Consider the following 15,667-nt stretch of genomic DNA (forward strand, 5'->3'; position numbering starts at 1 on the left):
CCACGGGCGACCATCACCGCGTCGAACGCCAGCACGATCGCCTCGAGGTTGTCGATCGCCTCCGGCTTCTCGAGCTTCGCGATCACCGGGATCCGGCGACCGACCCGATCCATCACGGCATGGACGAGTTCGATGTCTGCGGCCGATCGCACGAACGACAGGGCGATGAAGTCGACACCGAGACCGAGCGCGAACTCGAGGTCGGCGATGTCCTTGCCCGACAGCGCCGGGACCGACACGTTCATCCCCGGCAGGGACACACCCTTGTTGTTGCTGACCGGGCCGCCCTCGGTGACCCGGCAGATCACGTCGTTGCCGTCGACGTCCGTGACGACCAATCCGATCTTGCCGTCGTCGACGAGCAACCGGTCACCGGCCTTGGCGTCCTCGGCGAGCTGCTTGTAGGTGGTCGACACCCGGTCGTGGGTGCCCTCGACCTCGTCGACGGTGATCCGCACTTCCTCACCGTTGGCCCACGTGGTGCGCCCCTCGGCGAACCGGCCGAGCCGGATCTTCGGGCCCTGCAGGTCGGCGAGGACACCGACCGCCTTCCCCGTCGCGTCCGAGGCCGCCCGGACGCGTTTGTAGTTCTCCTCGTGGTCGGCGTGTTCGCCGTGGCTGAAATTCAGCCGCGCCACGTCCATACCGCTTTCGACGAGCTCGCGAATACGGTCACCGGTGGCGGTAGCAGGTCCAAGTGTGCATACGATCTTCGTGCGTCGGTTCACGGCCTCGAGCCTAGTCGCCCCGCGCGCCCTTCTCCATTTAGACGACTGCCAGCGGGAGCGCCGTCGGATGCACCGGCGACGGGAGGTCCGACGCCCCGGTCAGATACACGTCGACGGCGTGTGCCGCGGACCTGCCCTCCGCGATCGCCCACACCACGAGCGACGCGCCGCGGTGCGCGTCCCCGCAGACGAAGACCCCGGGTGCGGTGGTCTGCCAGTCCGGGCCGCAGGAGAGCGATCCGCGCCGGGTGGGCGACAGCCCGTAGTCGTCGAGCAGCGGGCCGAGATCGACACCCTCGAATCCGATCGCGAAAAGCGCCAGTTCGCACGGTAATTCGATCTCCTCGCCGACCGGCGTGATGATGCGTTTGCCGTCCTCGCGGGTGACCCGGACCTCGGCGAGAACCATGGATCGGACGTTCCCGTTCTCGTCGCCGAGGAAACGCTGCACCGCGACCTGATACCGGCGGACACCGCCCTCGGCGTGCGCGGGCGACGTGCGCAGCACCATCGGCCACGCAGGCCACGGCGTCGCGGCGTCGTCCCGTTCCGTCGGCAACTCCGGGTTGTAGTCCAGCTGGGTCACCGACAGCGCACCCTGGCGGTGCGCCGTTCCGAGGCAATCGGCCCCGGTGTCGCCGCCGCCGATGATGACGACATGCTTGCCTTTGGCGGTGATCGTCGCGGGACCGTCACCCTCGCATTCCTTGTTCGAGGTGACGAGGTGTTCCATCGCGAGGTGGATCCCGTTCAGCTCCCGGCCTTCGACGGTCGTGTTGTCGCGGCCCCGGAGCGCGCCGATCGCGAGCACGACGGCGTCGAAGTTCTCGCGCATCTGCTCCACGGTGAGGTCGACGCCGACCTCGCAGTCGGTGACGAAGTGCGTACCCTCGGCGCGCATCTGCATCAGGCGCTGATCGAGGATCGCCTTCTCCATCTTGAATTCCGGGATGCCGTACCGCAGCAGTCCCCCGAGCCGGTCGTCGCGCTCGTACACGGTCACGTCGTGCCCCGCCCGGGTCAGCTGCTGTGCCGCCGCAAGGCCTGCCGGGCCGGAACCGACCACCGCCACCTTGCGGCCCGTCGCGATCATCGGCGGCTTGGGCACCACCGAGCCGGACTCCCAGGCGACGTCGGCGATGGCCTGCTCGATCCGCTTGATGGTGACGCTGCCGGTCGTGTGCGTGTCGGCGAGGGCGAGCACACACGCCGACTCGCACGGCGCCGGACACACCCGCCCCGTGAACTCCGGGAAGTTGTTGGTGGCGTGAAGGCGCTCACTGGCCGCCGACCAGCGGCCGCGCCGCACCAGGTCGTTCCACTCCGGGATCAGGTTGCCCAGCGGGCAGCCCGCACTTCCCGAGTGGCAGAACGGGATTCCGCAGTCCATGCACCGCGCGGCCTGCTCGGACACCTCGGCGGCCCGCTCCGCCGGACTCTGCGGCGCATACACCTCGTGCCAGTCGTGCACCCGCTCCGCGACCGGACGCTTGCGCGCCTCCTTCTTGACGATGTGCAGAAAGCCCTGCGGATCAGCCACGTGCCGCCTCCATGATCGCAGTGTCCACGTCGAGTCCCTCGGCCTTGGCGATCCGGGTCGCGTCCAGCACCCGCTGGTAGTCCACCGGCATCACCTTGGTGAACAACGCGGACCGCCTGGGCCAGTCGGCGAGCACCGACGCCGCCACCGCGGAACCGGTCCACCGGTGGTGCCGGGTGACCGCTCCGCACAACCAGTCGAGGTCGTCCGGGTCGGGTTGCAGGAGCTTCACCATCGCCGGGTTCACGTCCTCGGGGTCCAGGTCGAGGACGTACGCGATGCCGCCGGACATGCCGGCCGCCATGTTCCGGCCGGTGGGTCCGAGGATCACGACCCGTCCGCCCGTCATGTACTCGCAGGCGTGGTCGCCGACGCCCTCCACGACGGCCGACGCACCGGAGTTGCGCACCGAGAAACGTTCGCCGACGCGGCCCCGCAGATACAGCTCGCCCGAAGTGGCGCCGTAGAGGAGGGTGTTGCCCGCGATCACCTGGGTTTCGGGGACGAACAGGACGTCGTCGGCGGGACGGACCACGATCCGTCCGCCCGACAATCCCTTGCCGACGTAGTCGTTGGCGTCACCGGTCAGGTCGATGGTGATGCCCGGCGGCAGGAACGCGCCGAGCGACTGCCCGGCGGAACCGGTGAACGTGAGCCGGATCGTGTCGTCCGGCAGCCCGGCGGCGCCGTACCGGCGGGTGACCTCCGCGCCGAGCAGCGTCCCGACGGTCCGGTTGACGTTGCGCACCGGCATCTCGATCTCCACGGCGTGCGCGTCCTCGAGGGCACCCTCGGCCAGCTGGATGAGCGTGCGATCCAGCGCCCGGTCCAGTCCGTGGTCCTGATGGCGGTCCCGGCGCCGCTGCGGCAACGGCACACCGTCCGGCCCGGTGGGCACGGCGAAGATCGGGGTGAGGTCGAGTCCGCGGTTCTTCCAGTGCGCGATCCCCTGCGCGGTCTCGAGGACATCGGCATGACCGACGGCCTCGTCGATGCTGCGGAACCCGAGGTCCGCCAGGTACTGGCGCACGTCCTCGGCGACGAACCGGAAGAACTCCTCCACGAACTCCGGTTTGCCGGTGTAGCGCTTACGGAGCTCCGGGTTCTGGGTGGCGACACCGACCGGGCAGGTGTCGAGGTGGCAGACCCGCATCATGATGCAACCCGCCACGATCAGCGGGGCCGTCGAGAACCCGAACTCCTCCGCACCCAGCAGCGCCGCGACCACGACGTCCCGCGCGGTGCGCATCCCGCCGTCGCACTGGACGGTGATGCGGTCACGGAGACCATTGAGCACCAGTGTCTGCTGGGCGTCGGCCAGCCCGATCTCCCACGGCGCCCCGGCATGCTTCATCGACGTCAGCGGAGTGGCGCCGGTTCCGCCGTCGTTCCCGGAGATCAGGACCACGTCGGCGTGTGCCTTGCTGACGCCGGCGGCCACCGTTCCCACACCCACCGAGCTGACCAGCTTCACGTGGACCCGGGCCCGGTCGTTGGCGTTCTTCAGGTCGTGGATCAGCTGCGCGAGATCCTCGATCGAGTAGATGTCGTGGTGCGGCGGCGGCGAGATGAGCCCGACCCCCGGCGTCGAATGCCGGGTCTCCGCGACCCACGGGTACACCTTGTACGCCGGCAGCTGGCCGCCCTCGCCGGGCTTCGCGCCCTGCGCCATCTTGATCTGGATGTCGCTGGCGTTGATCAGGTAGTCGCTGGTGACGCCGAACCGCCCGCTCGCCACCTGCTTGACGGCGCTGCGGCGCGACGGATCGTAGAGACGGTCGACGTTCTCCCCACCCTCGCCCGTATTGGAGCGTCCGCCGAGATTGTTCATCGCGACGGCCATCGTTTCGTGGGCCTCGGCGGAGATCGAGCCGTAGCTCATCGCGCCGGTATTGAACCGGGTGACGATCCGCTCGACCGGTTCCACCTCGTCCAACGGCACCGGCGGGCGCACGCCCTCGCGGAACGTGAACAGGCCGCGCAGTGCGCCACCGGCCTCGGCCAGCCGGTTGACCTCCTCGCTGTACTTCGCGAACACTTCGTGCTGACCGGTGCGGGTCGCGTGCTGCAGCAGGAACACCGTCTCCGGCGTGAACAGGTGCAGTTCGCCGTCGCGGCGGAACTGGTACTCGCCGCCGTCCTCGAGCCGCCGGTGGGCGAACTCGGCCGGGTTGTCCGGGTACGCCTGCCGGTGGCGGACGGTGACCTCGCGGGCGATCTCGTCGAGACCGGCGCCGCCCAGCTTGCTGACGGTGCCTGTGAAGTACTCGTGGACGAGGCCGCGGTCCAGGCCGATCGCCTCGAACACCTGCGCCGCGGTGTACGAGCCGACGGTGGAGATGCCCATCTTCGACATCACCTTCAGCACACCCTTGCCGAGAGCGGTGAGGTAGTTCCGCACGGCGATCGTGTGCTCGACGCCGGTGAGTTCGCCCTCGGACACGAGGTCCTCGATCGACTCCATCGCGAGGTACGGGTTGACCGCGGCGGCGCCGTACCCGATGAGCAGCGCCAGGTGATGGACCTCGCGGGCGTCACCGGATTCGACGACCAGCGCCACCTTGGTGCGCTCCTTGGTTCGCACCAGGTGATGGTGCACCGCGGCGACCGCGAGCAGCGACGGGATCGGCGCGCGGGTGTGGTCGGAGTCGCGGTCCGAGATCACCAGCGTCCGATAGCCGTCCGCGATCGCGGCGCTCGCCTGCGCCCGCAATTCCTCGATCGCCTCGGCCATCCCCGCACCGCCGCGCTCCACGTCGTACAGCGCGCGCAGCACCGTCGCGGCCAGCCCCGGATGGTTGCCGTCGGCGTTCACGTTGATGATCTTGTTCAGCTCTTCGTTGTCGAGCACCGGCCACGGCAGCACGATCTGCCTGCACGACGCCGCGGTCGGCTCGAGCAGGTTCTGCTCCGGGCCCATGACCCGCGACAGCGACGTCACGATCTCTTCGCGGATCGCGTCGAGCGGCGGGTTCGTGACCTGCGCGAACAGTTCGACGAAGTAGTCGTAGAGCAGCCGCGAACGCTGCGACATGACCGCGATCGGGGTGTCCGTCCCCATCGAGCCGAGGGGCTCGCCGCCGGACGCGGCCATCGGCGCGAGCAGGATGCGCAGATCCTCCTCGGTGTACCCGAACGCCACCTGCCGTCGCACCACCGACTCGTGGTTGTGCTGCGCGTGCGGGCGATCAGGCAGCGTCTTCAGTTCGAGCAGACCGGCGTACAGCCACTCGGCGTACGGCCGCTCCGCCGCGAGCCGCATCTTGATCTCCTCGTCGGGCACGATCCGGCCCTCGGACGTGTCGACCAGGAACATCTGCCCCGGTTCGAGGCGGCCCTTCGCCACGACCTCCGCCTGCGGCACGTCGAGGACACCACTCTCGCTCGCGAGGACCACCCGCCCGTCGACGGTCTGCCACCAGCGTCCCGGACGCAGGCCGTTGCGGTCCAGCACGGCGCCGACCACGGTCCCGTCGGTGAACGTCACACACGCCGGACCGTCCCACGCCTCCATCAGCGACGCGTGGAACTGGTAGAACGCCCGCCGGTCGGGGCACATCGACGTGTCGTTCTCCCACGCCTCCGGCACCATCATCATCACCGCGTGCGCCACGCTGCGGCCTGCAAGGTGCAGCAGTTCGAGCACCTCGTCGAACGACGCCGAATCCGAGGCGTCGGGGGTGCAGATCGGATACAGCCTGCGCAGGTCGCCCGGGATCACCGAACTCGACAGCAGCGCCTCGCGGGCACGCATGCGGTTCCGGTTGCCGCGGACCGTGTTGATCTCGCCGTTGTGCGCGACGAACCGGAACGGGTGCGCGAGCGGCCAGGACGGGAACGTGTTGGTCGAGAACCGGCTGTGCACGATCGCGATCGCACTCGCGATCCGGGGATCGCGCAGGTCCGGGAAGTACCGCGACAGCTGGGACGTGGTCAGCATTCCCTTGTAGACGACGGTCCGGCTCGACAGGGACGGGAAGTACAGGCCGCTGCCCTCGGACTCGACCTCGGGAGTGACCTGCTCGGCCCGCTTGCGCAGCGCGTAGACCAGGCGGTCGAGTGCCAGCCCGCCGGGCCGGATCCCGCCGACGGCGGGTGCGGTGACGAACAACTGGCTCATGTGCGGTTCGCAGGCCCGGGCCGTGGAACCGACGTCCGCGCCGTCCGGATCTACGGGCACCCGGCGCCAGCCGAGGATGTCGAGCCCCTCCTCGGCCGCGAGGTCGGACACGCGTCGTTGCGCGGCCGCCCGCGCCTGCGGGTCGTGCGGGAGGAAGCAGGTGCCCGCCGCGTACGTGCTGCTGCCGTCGTCGAGCGGCGCCGGGAGATCGAAGTCGACGACGTCCGCGAAGAATTCGGTGGGGAGCTGGAGGAGGATGCCGGCGCCGTCTCCGCTGTTCGGTTCCGATCCCGCCGCACCGCGGTGCTCGAGATTCTCGAGTGCGAGGAGTCCGTCGGAGACGATGGAGTGTGAGCGGCGGCCGTGCACGTCCGCCACCATCGCGACGCCGCAGGAATCGGCTTCCTGGTCCGGGTCGTACAAGCCCTGGGGACCGGGCAACTGAGAGAACAGCACCGATATACCTCCACATCGGCCAGGAAGACCACCAGTGTGTGCGCTCCGCACGTGCTGTCGGCGGCCTCCGCTAGCGGGGTCGCCACGACGGGCGCTAACTGCTTTTCGGGGGTCTACCGGGACAGCATCGGCCCGTGAAGGTTGTTACCGGACATACACCCGGCGCGCTCAGCTTACCAGGACCGATACCTCGCACGATATGCCGAATCCGGCCCCGGAAAGCACTGTGGCCCGTGTCGCATCAGCAACACGGGCCACAAATCGGCCGGGGATCGTCACTGCTCCCGCAGGGGTCGTCCGTACTTGTCCTTCACGCTCCCGGTCAGCATCATGATGCCGTCGACCAGCGGCCAGATTCCGCCGATTCCACAGGTGAGCCACGTGACGGCGATCTGCGCCACGGCGATGCCGGGCTGGTTCAGGTAGAACCGCCCGACTCCGAAGCCGCCGAGGAAGATCTGCAGCAGACCGGCGGTCAGCTTGGACTTGTCGGAGTACGGCTCACCCGTCAGCGGGTGCCTGCCGAACGGCGCCGACGGATCGGCGTACGCGTTGTAGCCGGCGGGGGCGTATCCGGGCGGCGGGAACCCCTGCGGGGGGTAACCCTGCTGCTGTCCGTACCCGGGCTGCTGATACCCGGGCTGCGGGTGGTCCTGCGACGACTGCGGAGCCGCCCCGTACTGCGCGCCGTAGTTGGGGTCGGGTGCGCCGTAGGTGGGACCGTCCGGCTGCTGCTGGGGGTTCTCGTACCCGGTGTAGGGCGCGGTCGGCGAAGTCGGCTCGCCCACGTTCGGGAACGGGGCCGTCGGCTCGGTGCCGCTCGGCGACGGGTAGGTCGGCGTGGACCCCCACCCCGGGCCGTTGCCGACACCGGAGTAGGTGTCCCAGCCCGGTCCGGTGCCGGTCGAACTCGGTGACGGCGTCGCGTCCGACGTGGCCGGCGGCTGGGACAGCGAGGCCTCGGCGGTGGCGTCGTAATCGAAGGGTGAGCCGAACTCGGGCGGCAGGCTCGACTCCGTGCTGTTCTCCGTGCCGTCGCTGCTCTTGCCCAGGTCGACCTTGTGTGCGTCCTCGGATGCACCCTTGCCGGAATCGTCGGATGCTTTCCCCGGTTCAGTCATTCGCGTCATCCTTCTTGCTGTCGATGGTCTTCGTGCCCGCCTCGCCGCCGGTACTCGCAGTACTCGCGGCCTTGTCGTCCGATACCGGCTCCGACGTGCCCTCGTCCTTGCCTGCGTCCTCGACGCTCTTCTCGGGCTCCTTCTCCGCGGTCTCGCCGTCGACCGGTTCGCCGTCGGCGGGCCGCAATTCGGCCGGGTCCTCGCGGCCCTTCGTGGCGGCGAAGAAGTACACCAGGGCCGCGACGAACACCAGGGCGGAGGTGAACGAGTTCACGCGGACACCGGCGATGAGGCTCGCGTGATCGCTGCGCATCAGTTCGATCCAGAAGCGGCCGGCGCAGTAACCGGCCACGTACAGGGCGAACAGTCGGCCGTGACCGATGCGGAAGCGGCGATCGACCCACACGAGCAGGATCACGATCAGCACGTTCCACAGCGCCTCGTACAGGAACGTCGGGTGCACCACGAACGCGACCTCGCCGGTGGACACCCCGTCGATCAGCTGCGGCGACACCTGGCCCACGTCGTTACGCCGCTCGAAGATCTCGAGCCCCCACGGCACGTCGGTCTCGCGACCGTAGAGTTCCTGGTTGAAGTAGTTTCCGAGTCGGCCGATCGCCTGCGCCAGCAGGATCGCGGGCGCGACTGCGTCGCCGAGCGCAGGCAGCGGGATGCCGCGACGGCGACACCCGATCCAGGCGCCGACACCGCCGAGCGCCACGGCGCCCCAGATGCCGAGACCGCCCTGCCACACCTTCAGGGCGTCGACGGGGTCGCCGCCCTCCCCGAAGTACGTCGGCCAGTCGGTCATCACGTGGTAGAGACGGCCGCCGATCAGGCCGAACGGCACCGCCCAGATGGCGATGTCGAGGACGGTGCCCTTCTCGCCGCCGCGGGCGACCCAGCGACGGTCACCCCACACGATTGCGACGACGATCCCGACGATGATGAACAGCGCGTACGCGCGCAGGGCCACCGGTCCGACATACCAGACACCTTGGGGCGGACTCGGAATGTAGGCCAGTACGTCCACAGTGGAAGTCACGACGCCACGGTAGCGGAGCGAACGCCCTCGGCGAGTTCCTTCGTGAGCGAGCGCACCGCGTCCAGACCGCTCTCCGCGGCCGTGACCAGCGCAGATCCGACGATGACCGCATCGGCGTACGCGGCGATCTCGGCGGCCTGCGCGCCGGAGCGGACACCCAGTCCGACACCCACCGGAATGTCCGAGTGGGCGCGGATACGGGCCGTCAACTCGGGTGCCATCGACGACACCGCGTCACGGGCGCCGGTGACACCCATCGTCGACGCGGCGTACACGAAGCCGCTGCTCGCGTCCAGGGTCATCGAGAGACGTTCCTCGGTCGACGACGGCGCCACGAGGAAGATCCGGTCGAGGTCGTGTTCCTTCGACGCGGCGATCCACTCGCCGGCCTCCTCGGGGATGAGGTTGGGCGTGATCAGGCCGAGGCCGCCCGCGCTCGCCAGGTCGCGGGCGAACTTGTCGACGCCGTACTGCAGGACCGGATTCCAGTAGGTCATCACGACGGCCTTGCCGCCGACCGAGGCGATCGCCTCGACGACGGTGAACACGTCACGCACACGGACACCGTTCCGCAGCGCCGTCTCGGCCGCCGCCTGGATGGTGGGCCCGTCCATCACCGGGTCGGAGTAGGCGATGCCGACCTCGACGATGTCGCAACCGGATTCGACCATCGCCTTGAACACGTCGATGGACTCCTGCACGGTGGGGAAACCGGCCGGGAGGTACCCGACGAGCGCGGCGCGCTTCTCCTCGCGGCACTGCGCGAACGTCGGGGCGAGGCGCGAGAGTCGTTCGCTCACTTGGCCGAACCTTCCTTGTCAGTCGTGGTGGTCTCGGTCGAGTCGTCGGGATCGAACAGTCCGAACCACTTGGCGGCCGTGTCCATGTCCTTGTCGCCGCGCCCGGACAGGCTGATGACGATGATTGCGCCCTCCCCCAGTTCGCGGCCCAGTCGCAGCGACCCGGCGACGGCGTGGGCGGACTCGATGGCCGGGATGATGCCCTCCCGCTCGGACAGCAGACGCAGCGCGTCCATGGCCTCCGTGTCGGTGACCGGCTCGTAGGTGGCGCGGCCGATGTCCTTGAGGAGTGCATGCTCCGGTCCGACACCGGGGTAGTCGAGGCCCGCGGAGATCGAGTGCGACTCGATGGTCTGGCCGTCCTCGTCCTGCAGCAGGTACGAGTACGCGCCCTGGAACGCGCCCGGGGTGCCCGCCGCGAACGTGGCGGCGTGCCGCCCGGTCTCGACGCCGTCACCGGCGGCCTCGTAGCCGACCAGCCGCACGGCCGGGTCGTCGAGGAACGCGTGGAAGATGCCGATGGCGTTGGAACCGCCGCCGACGCACGCCGTCACGGCGTCGGGCAGCCGGCCGGTCAGCGCCTGCACCTGGGCACGCGCCTCCAGACCGACGACGCGCTGGAAGTCGCGGACGATGGTCGGGAACGGGTGCGGCCCGGCAGCGGTGCCGAAGCAGTAGTACGTGTTGTGGGCGTTGGTAACCCAGTCGCGCAGCGCCTCGTTGATGGCGTCCTTCAGGGTCCTCGACCCCGACTCGACCGACACCACCGAGGAGCCCAGCAACCGCATGCGGGCGACGTTCAGCGCCTGCCGCTCGGTGTCGACGGCACCCATGTAGATGACGCATTCGAGGCCGAGGAGCGCGCAGGCGGTGGCGGTGGCCACACCGTGCTGGCCGGCGCCGGTCTCCGCGATGATGCGGGTCTTGCCCATGCGCTTGGCGAGCAGCACCTGGCCGAGCACGTTGTTGATCTTGTGCGAGCCGGTGTGGTTGAGGTCTTCGCGCTTGAGGATGAGCCGCGCCCCACCGGCGAACTCGCTCATCCGTTTCGCCTCGAAGATCGGGGACGGACGGCCGGTGTAGTCGCGCTGGAGACGATCGAGTTCGTTCAGGAACGCGTCGTCGGCGCGGGCCTTCTCGTACTCGGCGGTGACCTCCTCGATCACTGCCATCAGGGCCTCGGGCACGTGCCGTCCGCCGTACACGCCGAAGTGTCCTCCGGCGTCGGGGTCGTGCGTCGTGCGCTCGGCGATTCCGGCGCTGGCAGTCGGCAGATTGCCACCCTTGAAGACGGTTTCCTGATTACGTGAAGTCACAGGTCCAGTCTGCCCCAACGCCGGGTTCCGCCGCCGTCCGGGTCAGTTCCGCCGACGCAGCCTCAGCGTGACGGCTTGGGGCAGGACGGGTGAGCGCCGGCGTTGACCAGATCGGCCACCGCCTTGCGCGGATCCCCGCTGGTGACGAGGCCTTCGCCGACCAGCACCGCGTCTGCTCCCGCGCCGGCGTAGGCCAGCAGGTCGGCCGTGCCGCGCACACCGGACTCGGCGATCTTGATGATCTCGGTGGGCAGCCCGGGAGCGATCTCGCCGAACGTGTTCTTGTCGACCTCGAGCGTCTTGAGATTGCGGGCGTTGACACCGATGACCTTGGCGCCCGCCTCGAGCGCGCGGTTGGCCTCCTCCTCGGTGTGGACCTCGACGAGGGCCGTCATGCCCAGCGACTCCGTGCGGTCGATCAGCGACGCGAGCGCGTCCTGCTCGAGGGCGGCGACGATGAGCAGCACGACGTCGGCGCCGTGCGCGCGGGCCTCGTGGATCTGATACGGCCCGACGATGAAGTCCTTACGGAGGATCGGGATGCTCACCGCGCGGCGGACGGCGTCGAGGTCCGCGAGGGACCCCTGGAACCGGCGCTCCTCGGTGAGCACGCTGATCACGCGGGCGCCACCGGCCTGGTAGGCGGCGGCCAACTCGGCGGGATCGGTGATGTCGGCGAGCGCGCCCTTCGAGGGGCTCGCGCGCTTGACCTCGGCGATGACTCCGATGCCCGGCTCGAGCAGGGCGGCCGCGGCATCGAGGGCCGGCGGTGCGGCAGCGGCGGCAGCCTTGACTGCGGCGAAGTCAAGGACGGCTTCGCGGGCGGCGACGTCGGCGCGCACCCCGTCGAGAATCGAGTCGAGAACGGTCATCGTGGCCCGAGTCCTTTCTGGGCAGAAACCCGATGTGAGGAACATCATCAGGGGTGAAGTCAGCCTAGATGGCACTCTGATTCTGTTTACGTTCGGGTCCCCGGGTCTTTGTCCGGTCCGTCAACTTTGTCGACAGGTTCGGCTTTCTTGTCTTCGACCGTGGGGTCCTCCCCCGCGTCCAGTGCGTCCCAGAGCATGCGCTGGGTGACGGGCCCCTCGGCCGAATCGGCGCCGGCCTTCTTCGCGGCGTCCCGTCGCGCACCGGGGCTGTCGTACTTGGAGGAGAGCCCGGCCCGCACCCGCGGACGGCGGACGAGTTCCACCGCGGCGGCGAGCGCCGCCAGGGCGCCCACCAGCGCCAGAACGGCGGGTCCGACGTGCACGGACACCGACTGGACCTCGGCGCGGCCCGGCAGCTCGGCCAGTCGGCCCGCGTCGTCGTCGGAGGCGCCGGAGACGATCAGCCCCACCGCGGGGACCGCGGCCCCGACGGCCACGACCGCGACGAGGACACCGAGCACCCGCAGCGCCCAGCCCTTCACGGCGAACGACGCGGCGATCGCGGCGACCAGGGTCAGCGCCAGCGGCGTGAGTGCCGCCGCCCACGTGCCGCCGACGAGCGCCGACGTGCGCTCCTCGCCGAGCCCGTCGGAGGAGGTGACCTCCACCCACGTCATCCGGGAGGCACCCCACAGACACAGAGCGGCGACCGCGAGCAGCAGCACCGAGATCATCGACCGGCGACGTCCCGCCTGCGCAGGTTCCCGGGCCGTCTCCGACGCGTCACTCACTGCGTGTCGCCTCCCAGGGTCTTCAGCGTGTGCGCCGCCGCGATCGCGCTGAGCACCGCCATCGCCTTGTTCCGCGCCTCGGTGTCCTCGTATTCGGGGTTCGAGTCGGCAACGACGCCCGCACCCGCCTGGACGTACCCGATGCCGTCCTTGATCAGCGCGGTCCGGATCGCGATGGCCGTGTCGGCGTCGCCGGCGAAGTCGAGGTACCCGATGATGCCGCCGTAGATGCCCCGGCGCGTGGGTTCGAGTTCCTCGATCAGCTGCATCGCCCGGACCTTCGGCGCACCCGACAGCGTGCCCGCGGGGAAGCACGCGGTGACGGCGTCCAAGGCGTGCTTACCGTCCGCGAGGTGACCCGTGACGGTGGAGACGAGATGCATCACGTGGCTGTACCGCTCGATGTGGCGGTAGTCGTGGACCTTCACCGTGCCCGGTTCGCACACGCGCCCGAGGTCGTTGCGGCCCAGATCCACGAGCATCAGGTGCTCCGCGTTCTCCTTCTCGTCGGCGAGCAGGTCCTTCTCGAGCAGGATGTCTTCCTCCTCGGTGTGCCCGCGCCACCGGGTTCCCGCGATCGGGTGCGTGGTGGCGACGCCTTCCGACACGGTCACCAGGGCCTCCGGGCTCGAACCGACGATCGAGAACGCGGTCTCGCCGTCGCCGTTCGGCACGTTGAGCAGGTACATGTACGGGCTGGGGTTGGAGGCGCGCAGCATCCGGTAGACGTCGATCGGGTCCGCGGTGCAGTCGATCTCGAAGCGCTGCGACAGCACCACCTGGAATGCCTCGCCCGCCTCGATGTCTCCCACGAGTTTCTGCACGTCGGCGCCGAAACCTTCGGTGGTGCGCTGACGCCGGTAGTCGGGGGCGGGCTTCGCGAACGTGGACACGGTGGACGACGCCGGGGCTGACAGGGCGTGCGTCATCCGGTCCAGCCGCTCGACCGCGGAGTCGTAGGCCTCGTCGACGCGTTCGTCGGTGCCGTCCCAGTTGACCGCGTTGGCGATCAGGGTGATGGCGCCCTCGTGGTGGTCGACGGCCGCGAGGTCCGTCGCCAGCAACATGACCATCTCGGGGATCTGCAGATCGTCGGTGGCGTGCTCGCCGATCCGCTCGATCCGGCGCACCGCGTCGTAGCCGAGGAAACCCACCATGCCGCCGGTCAGCGGCGGCAGGTCGGGCAGCCGCTCGCTGCGGAGCAGTTCCAGCGTCTGGCCGAGGGCCGCGATCGGGTCGCCGCCGGACGGTGCGCCCGCGGGAACGTTGCCGTACCACGCGGCCTCGCCGTCGACGACCGTCAGCGCGGCGGGACTGCCCGCGCCGATGAACGACCATCGCGACCACGATCGGCCGTTCTCCGCCGACTCGAGCAGGAAGGTCCCCGGCCGGTTCGCCGCCAGCTTGGTGTACGCCGACAGCGGGGTTTCCGCGTCTGCCAACACCTTGCGCGTCACCGGGACCACCCGGTGTTCGGCGGCGAGAGCGTGGAACTGCTCGCGCGTGGTGGTCGAGTCGGACCCGCCGTCGGCCGGGGTGGCGGCGGACTCGGGTGCGGGAATCGTGGTGGGCTCGCCGTGCATGCCGACCATCATCCCAGGCGCACTCGTCGTGTCTGCGTGCGCGGGTAGCCTCGGCTCTCATGAAGCCAGGTCAGCTCGCACCGGAATTCACCCTGCCCGATCAGGACGGCATCGCGCGATCCCTGTCGAGCCTCCTCGAGGACGGCCCCCTGGTGCTGTTCTTCTACCCCGCGGCGTCGACGCCGGTCTGCACCGCCGAGGCCTGCCATTTCCGTGACCTCGGAATCGAGTTCTCCGCGGTGGGCGCGTCCCGCGCCGGGATCAGCACCGACGCGGTGGAGAAGCAGGCGTCGTTCGCGCAGGCGCAGTCGTTCGACTACCCGCTGCTGTCGGACGCCGACGGAGCCGTCGCGGAGAAGTTCGGCGTCCGGCGCGGACTGCTCGGCAAACTCGCCCCGGTGAAGCGGTCGACGTTCGTCATCGACACCGACCGCACCGTGCTCGAGGTCATCTCGAGCGAGTTCCGCGCCAACACGCACGGCGATCAGGCGCTCGCCTTCCTCCGGACGCGTCAGTCCACCTGAATCGACCGTTTGGCCAGCCCCATCCAGAAGCCGTCGATCACCTGCCGGGGGATCTGCTCCGGATCGCTCGAGGCGCCCAGCGTGACGAACAGCGGCGCGAAGTGCTCGATCGTCGGGTGGGCGTACGGCATGCCCGGCGCGAGCGAGCGGAAGTCGATGAGCGAATCGACGTCGCCCGCGGCGAGACGCTCGTCCGCCCAGGCGTCGAACTCCGACGACCAGCCGGGCGCCTTCGCGTCGGGTGACGGGTCGCGCAGGAACGGCAGCCCGTGGGTGGTGAATCCCGAACCGACGATCAGCACACCCTGCTCGCGCAGGGGTCGCAGCCGCTCACCGAGGTGCAGCAGTCGCTGCGGGTCGAGCGTGGGCAGCGAGATCTGCAGGACCGGAATGTCGGCGTCGGGGTACATGACCGTCAACGGCACGTAGGCGCCGTGGTCCAGGCCGCGGTGCGGCTGGTGCGACACGGTCTCGTCGTCCGGCATCAGCGCCACGATCTGCGCCGCGAGTTCGGGGGCGCCGGGCGACTCGTACGTGGTCCGGTAGAAGCGCTCGGGGAAGCCACCGAAGTCGTAGACGAGGGGCGTGCCCGTGGTGGTGGATCCGATCGTGAGCGGCGCCGATTCCCAGTGCGCCGACACCATGAGGATGGCCTTCGGCCGCGGCAGGTCACCTGCCCACTTCGCCAGCTGCGACACCCACAGTTCGCTGTCGACCAGCGGAGGCGCACCATGACTGAGGAACAGTGCGGGCATCGTGGCGGTCATCGCG

Annotated in this window: 12 protein-coding genes; 1 reads left to right on the forward strand and 11 read right to left on the reverse strand. The window is 69.6% G+C overall.

Translation table 11 applies throughout. The features are described from left to right. The 10 genes from ACNJ7E_RS40165 to ACNJ7E_RS40210 all read right to left on the reverse strand — a co-directional run. The coding region (locus tag ACNJ7E_RS40165) for a pyruvate kinase (protein ID WP_418342455.1) at positions 1–728 on the reverse strand (728 nt) is incomplete at its 3' end. A gap of 37 nt (positions 729–765) precedes the next feature. Continuing rightward, positions 766–2,268, reverse strand: a complete 1,503-nt coding sequence (locus ACNJ7E_RS40170) for a glutamate synthase subunit beta (protein WP_280782503.1) — start codon at positions 2,266–2,268, stop codon at positions 766–768. Next, positions 2,261–6,844 (reverse strand): glutamate synthase large subunit, encoded by a 4,584-nt coding sequence (gene gltB / locus ACNJ7E_RS40175; RefSeq protein WP_418342456.1) that lies wholly within the window; start codon positions 6,842–6,844, stop codon positions 2,261–2,263. The genes ACNJ7E_RS40170 and gltB overlap by 8 nt, the downstream gene beginning before the upstream one ends. Positions 6,845–7,119: 275 nt before the next feature. Beyond that, entirely contained in the window at positions 7,120–7,965 is an 846-nt protein-coding gene (locus ACNJ7E_RS40180) for an NINE protein (RefSeq protein ID WP_418342457.1), read from the reverse strand. Beyond that, positions 7,958–9,010: a prolipoprotein diacylglyceryl transferase gene (gene lgt, locus ACNJ7E_RS40185; protein WP_280782506.1), complete on the reverse strand. Its 1,053-nt coding sequence runs from the start codon at positions 9,008–9,010 to the stop codon at positions 7,958–7,960. The genes ACNJ7E_RS40180 and lgt overlap by 8 nt, the downstream gene beginning before the upstream one ends. After that, positions 9,007–9,810 carry a tryptophan synthase subunit alpha gene (gene trpA / locus ACNJ7E_RS40190; protein ID WP_009473666.1) on the reverse strand — a complete coding sequence of 268 codons (804 nt, stop codon included), beginning with the start codon at positions 9,808–9,810 and terminating at the stop codon, positions 9,007–9,009. The genes lgt and trpA overlap by 4 nt, the downstream gene beginning before the upstream one ends. Continuing rightward, positions 9,807–11,126 (reverse strand): tryptophan synthase subunit beta, encoded by a 1,320-nt coding sequence (trpB, locus tag ACNJ7E_RS40195; protein WP_005247488.1) that lies wholly within the window; start codon positions 11,124–11,126, stop codon positions 9,807–9,809. The genes trpA and trpB overlap by 4 nt, the downstream gene beginning before the upstream one ends. Positions 11,127–11,188: 62 nt before the next feature. Continuing rightward, positions 11,189–11,998 (reverse strand): indole-3-glycerol phosphate synthase TrpC, encoded by an 810-nt coding sequence (gene trpC, locus ACNJ7E_RS40200; RefSeq protein WP_005247490.1) that lies wholly within the window; start codon positions 11,996–11,998, stop codon positions 11,189–11,191. Positions 11,999–12,084: 86 nt separating this feature from the next. Continuing rightward, on the reverse strand, positions 12,085–12,789 hold the full coding sequence (locus ACNJ7E_RS40205) for a TIGR02234 family membrane protein (protein WP_280782507.1): 705 nt from the start codon (positions 12,787–12,789) through the stop codon (positions 12,085–12,087). After that, positions 12,786–14,372, reverse strand: coding sequence for an anthranilate synthase component I (locus ACNJ7E_RS40210; RefSeq protein ID WP_280782508.1), 1,587 nt, complete (start codon positions 14,370–14,372; stop codon positions 12,786–12,788). The genes ACNJ7E_RS40205 and ACNJ7E_RS40210 overlap by 4 nt, the downstream gene beginning before the upstream one ends. 59 nt (positions 14,373–14,431) lie before the next feature. Between ACNJ7E_RS40210 and ACNJ7E_RS40215 the strand changes: the two genes are divergently transcribed. Then, positions 14,432–14,896, forward strand: coding sequence for a peroxiredoxin (locus ACNJ7E_RS40215; RefSeq protein WP_009473669.1), 465 nt, complete (start codon positions 14,432–14,434; stop codon positions 14,894–14,896). Here ACNJ7E_RS40215 and ACNJ7E_RS40220 read toward each other — a convergent pair. Then, positions 14,884–15,663: a dioxygenase family protein gene (locus ACNJ7E_RS40220; protein WP_280782509.1), complete on the reverse strand. Its 780-nt coding sequence runs from the start codon at positions 15,661–15,663 to the stop codon at positions 14,884–14,886. The genes ACNJ7E_RS40215 and ACNJ7E_RS40220 overlap by 13 nt on opposite strands. Positions 15,664–15,667 lie beyond the last annotated feature (4 nt).

The sequence above is a fragment of the Rhodococcus mengyinensis genome (assembly GCF_048381435.1).
Taxonomy (GTDB): Bacteria; Actinomycetota; Actinomycetes; order Mycobacteriales; family Mycobacteriaceae; genus Rhodococcus_F; species Rhodococcus_F opacus_D.